Origin of the sequence: uncultured Cardiobacterium sp., from assembly GCF_938028185.1 — a bacterium.
Taxonomy (GTDB): Bacteria; Pseudomonadota; Gammaproteobacteria; order Cardiobacteriales; family Cardiobacteriaceae; genus Cardiobacterium.
In genome coordinates this window covers 1-4,237 of sequence record NZ_CALJAH010000312.1, presented here as the reverse complement: position 1 = coordinate 4,237, position 4,237 = coordinate 1, and the positions used below count along the sequence as shown (strand labels likewise).

Annotated in this window: 4 protein-coding genes; 2 read left to right on the top strand and 2 right to left on the bottom strand. The window is 63.2% G+C overall.

Features of this window, described 5'->3' with window-relative positions; all coding sequences use genetic code 11:
* Positions 1–891 (bottom strand): murein L,D-transpeptidase family protein (locus tag Q0349_RS09185; RefSeq protein WP_298080574.1); only part of this gene is annotated, 891 nt, incomplete at its 3' end.
* 114 nt (positions 892–1,005) lie between these two features.
* Positions 1,006–2,418: a D-alanyl-D-alanine carboxypeptidase/D-alanyl-D-alanine-endopeptidase gene (dacB, locus tag Q0349_RS09180; RefSeq protein WP_298080572.1), complete on the bottom strand. Its 1,413-nt coding sequence runs from the start codon at positions 2,416–2,418 to the stop codon at positions 1,006–1,008.
* A gap of 71 nt (positions 2,419–2,489) precedes the next feature.
* Between dacB and yjgA the strand changes: the two genes are divergently transcribed.
* Positions 2,490–3,038, top strand: a complete 549-nt coding sequence (yjgA, locus tag Q0349_RS09175) for a ribosome biogenesis factor YjgA (RefSeq protein ID WP_298080571.1) — start codon at positions 2,490–2,492, stop codon at positions 3,036–3,038.
* Positions 3,039–3,134: 96 nt separating this feature from the next.
* Positions 3,135–4,178 (top strand): TerY-C metal binding domain-containing protein, encoded by a 1,044-nt coding sequence (locus Q0349_RS09170; RefSeq protein WP_298080570.1) that lies wholly within the window; start codon positions 3,135–3,137, stop codon positions 4,176–4,178.
* Positions 4,179–4,237: the final 59 nt, after the last annotated feature.

Sequence of the window (4,237 nt, the reverse complement as noted above, 5' to 3'; positions counted from 1 at the left end):
GGCGACGGCGCCGGGGCGGTTCAGCAGCGGTTGGTCGCCGTGGTTTTGGGCGATGGCGGTGCCGCCGGTGAAGGGGTTGGCGTTCAGGTTTTCGCCGGGGATGACCGGGGTGCTGCGCGCGGGCGGCAGGCTGCCGGGGCGTGGTGCCGGGTGCGGGTTGCGGTCGCTTAAGGCGTATTGGCCACCGATGACGTCGATTTCCGGCGGCTGGTGGTAGCGCTCGAAGTAGTCGTAGCCGGGTTTGAGCATTTGCCAGAAGTCGTACCAGCGGTGGTCGCTGTAGGCGGCGAGGTTGGCGTCGGTCATGCGGAAGGGGAAGGCGTGGACGCGCACGAAGGGCTGGCCGCGTTGCAGGGCTGAGCCGACGAGGGTGTAGATTTCTTCGATTTGGCGGTCGCCCATGGCGTAGCAGCCGATGGAGACGCATTTGCCGTGCACCATCAGCATACTGCCGCTGTAGCCGTGGGCGCGGTCGTAGGCGTTGGGGTAGCCGAGGTTGAAGGAGAGGTGGTATTGGCTGTTGGGGTTCAGCGCTTCGCGCCCGACGGCGTAGAAGCCTTCGGGCGATTGTTTGTCGCCTTCGCGGGTTTTCGGGCCGAGTTCGCCGGAGTAGATGCAGATGGGGTAGTCGAGGAAGAGGGCGTATTCGCCGTTGTCTTTTTGTAGCCAGACTTCGAGCACTTCTTCTTTTTTGAAGATGCGGATGAAGGCGGGCGCGCCAAAGCGGAAGCCGCGCGCTTCGAGGCGGTCTTGCAGTGTGGGTTGTGCCGGGCGGCGGATGAGGCGGCTGTCGCGCTGGCTGTCCGGGGCGCGGCTGCTGTCCGGGGCGCGGCTGCTGCACGCGGCGAGGATGAGGGCGAGGGCGGCAAGGAGGATGAGGTGTTTTTTCATGGGGTTCGCGGGTTTGGCGGGTAATTTTTGACGGGGTGTTGTCAGGCCTGCGAGGTATGCGGGCTAACCCCACCCCCGGCCCCTCCTCCACAGGGGGAGGGGAGTTGTTCGGGGTTATTGTTGGTAGATCCAGCGGAAGAGGTCGTCCTGGACGTTGCGGCTGCGCACCGCGCTTTTGCCGTTGCCGATGATGACGACGACGTAGTTGCGCCCGCTTTCGGCGCGCACGTAGCCGGCGAAGCTGCGCACGTTTTCAATGGTGCCGGTTTTGCCGATGACGCGTCCGGCGAGCGCTTCGCCGCGGTAGCGTTTGCGCAATGTGCCGCTTTCGCCCGCCACCGCCAGCGACTGGAGGAAGGTTTGTCCCTGGTCGGAGAGGTAGATGTAGCGCAGGAGTTGCGCGAGTTGTTCGGCGCTGACGAGTTCGGTGCGCGAGAGGCCGGCGCCGTTGTCGATAATCATGCCGTCGGTGTTGATGCCGAAGGCTTCCAGCGTCATCCGCACCGCGTTGCGTCCTTTTTCGAGCGAGCCGGGCGGGTCGAAGGTTTTGGCGCCGAGGGTGAGCAGCAGTTGCCGCGTCATCACGTTGTTGCTTTCCTGGTTCATCCGCTGGATTTGTTGGGCGAGCGGTTCGGAGAGGCCGGTGTAGATGTGTTTGGCGGTGGACGGGGTTTTGGCGACTTTGCCCGCGCCGTCGAAGCTGCCGCCGAGGCGGTACCAGAGGTCGCGGAAGAGGTAGTAGAACTGTTCGCTCGCTTCGCCGAGGACGAGCATCACGTCCTGCGCGCCGCAGCCGGTGGCATACGTTCCGGCGACGTGCATCACCGCGTAGCCCTTGTCGTCGCGGTCGAGTACCGCCGACGGGGTGAAGCCGTCGCCGCTGCATTTGCCTTTGCGCACCTGGAGCTGGTTGTCGATTTTCCAGTTGACGATTTCGGGGACGAGCGCCAGTTTTGGTTTGCCCGCCTGCGGCGTCACTTGCATTTTTACGGTGCGGAAATTGACCATCAGCGGATGCGGCACGGCGTTGTAAGCCGCCCAGGGTTTGCCGTCAAAGGCGGCGGCGTCGCGCTCCTGCGGCGAGAGGCGGTAGAGCGAGTCGTCGAGGACGATGTCGCCGGTGATGTGGCGCACGCCCGCCTGTTGCAGGCCTTGCAGCATCGCCAGCAGTTGTTCTTCGACGAGGAAGGGGTCGCCGCCGCCGACGACGTAGAGGTTGCCATCGACCACGCCGTTGGCATCCGGCAGGGTATCGACGTAAAACTTGGTCTCCCAGCGGAAATCCGCGCCGAGGCGAATGAGGCCGGAGGCGGTGGTCAGCACTTTTTCCACCGAGGCGGGGTGGCGTGGCTGTTTGCCGTTCAGGTCAACGAGCGGCTGCTCTGATTCGATGCCCTGCACCCAGATGCTGACGTCTTCCGGGGCGACGTTGTTTTTGTTCAGCATTTCCGTGACCGCCGCCGGCACCTGCTGCGCCTGCGCCAACAGACAAAACCACAAAACAAGCAAGGCGTACCCAATGCGCATTCAGCCCTCCCAAGCCAACGCTGTCAAAAAAGCGGCTATTATAGGTATCCCGCTGAAAAACGAAACCGGACATGACCGAAAAACAGTACGACGAAGAAGGCCGCGTCATCCGCGAAAACCGCAGTCAGGCCAAGCGCGAACGCGAGCATATCAAGACTTTTGCCCGCGAACTGCTGAAGCTGCCGGCGCACCAGTACCCGCTCTTGCCCATCGACGAGACCCTGCAAGCGGCGCTGGTTGAGGGCAAACGCCTCTCCGGCAACGCGCTCTCGCGCCATCTGAACTACCTCACCCGCCTGCTGGACGAGCAGGATTACGAGGCTATCCGCACCGCGCACGAACACGTCAATCACCCCTATCTGCACAGCCCCGGCAAGCAACAGCGCATCAGAGGCGAAATGGAGCGCCTGCTGGCGGGGGACGCCGACATTTACGGCGAACTGCTTGGCCGCTACGCCGACCTGGATTTGCAACACCTACGCCAATTGGTACGCGAGGCGCAGAAACTGCAAGCGGCGGCGGTTACAGAAGAAGAAAACACCGTCCCCGCCACGCCGAACAAATACCAGCGGCGCTTGCAGAAATATTTGCAGGGATTGGCGCTGGTTTATGAAGACTGAAGCGTGCCGTTTTCTAACCCAAACCCCGCTAAAACCCCGGAAAAACCGGGGTTTTTTGCTATCATGACCGCTATCTTGACCACCCCCGGAAAACCCATGCGCCGACTCCCCGTTTACCTCGTCATCGACATCTCCGAAAGCATGGCGGGCGACAACCTGCGCCATATGCAGGAAGGCATCTCCCGCCTCATCAACGTCCTGCGCGCCGACCCCTACGCGCTCGAAACCGTGCACCTCTCCGTCATCGCCTTCGCCGGTGTCGCCCGCACCCTCGCGCCGCTGGTCGAACTCTACGCCTTCTACCCGCCGCGCCTGCCCGTCGGCTCCGGTACCTCCATCGGCGCGGCGCTGGAGCACGTCATGGCGGAAATCAGCGCCAACGTCGTCATGAGCAGCCCGACACAAAAAGGCGACTACAAACCCGTCGTTTACTTCATGTCCGACGGCAAGGCGACCGACAACCCCGCCGCCGCCATCGCCCGCTGGCAGCGCGACTTTGCCCGCCGCGCGACCCTCGTCAGCATTGGCATCGGCCCGTTTGCCGACCTGTCGCTCTTAAGCCAAATCAGCGCGCAGACGCTGCGCCTGGAAAAATGCGACGATCAGGACTTCAAGAGCTTCATCCAGTGGATATCCAACACCGTCTCGGCGCAAAGCAAAAGCCTCGGCGTCGATGTGCCGCTGACGCTGGACAAGGCGGAAAGCCCGGCGCTGTCGCTCGTCAAAGACGCGATGGAAGCGGCAGCGGTGGACGAAAACTACGTCATCATCACCGGCATCTGCGCCAAAACCCGCCTGCCGTACCTCATGAAATACGAACGGATGCCGGACATCGGCGACATCCCCTTTTTCACCAAGAACCCGCCGCAGGTGTACCGCTACAGCGGCGTGTACCCGGCGGAAAAAGACTACTTCGACTGGTCGGACACCCGCGCCAACGCCAACACCATCGCCGTCTCCATGCTCGAAGGCGGTGGCGGCTGCCCGCATTGCGGCGCGGCATACGGCCTCGCCACCTGCTCCTGCGGCCAGGTCTTCTGCGTCGAAGGCGAAGGCATGGCAACCTGCCCCGGCTGCAACCGTACCATCGAAATGACCACCGGCGACGCCGACTTCGACATCGCCCGCTCGCGGGGATGATTCCCGCCGCGATTCCCCCTCCCCTTGTGGGCGGGTTCCCACGCAAAATGCGGCTGCAT

What these genes read in the sequence shown, in the direction of transcription:
- dacB (WP_298080572.1), bottom strand. Translation starts at nt 2,418, where the DNA reads ATGCGCATTGGGTACGCCTTGCTTGTTTTGTGGTTTTGTCTGTTGGCG.
- yjgA (WP_298080571.1), top strand. Translation starts at nt 2,490, where the DNA reads ATGACCGAAAAACAGTACGACGAAGAAGGCCGCGTCATCCGCGAAAAC.
- Q0349_RS09170 (WP_298080570.1), top strand. Translation starts at nt 3,135, where the DNA reads ATGCGCCGACTCCCCGTTTACCTCGTCATCGACATCTCCGAAAGCATG.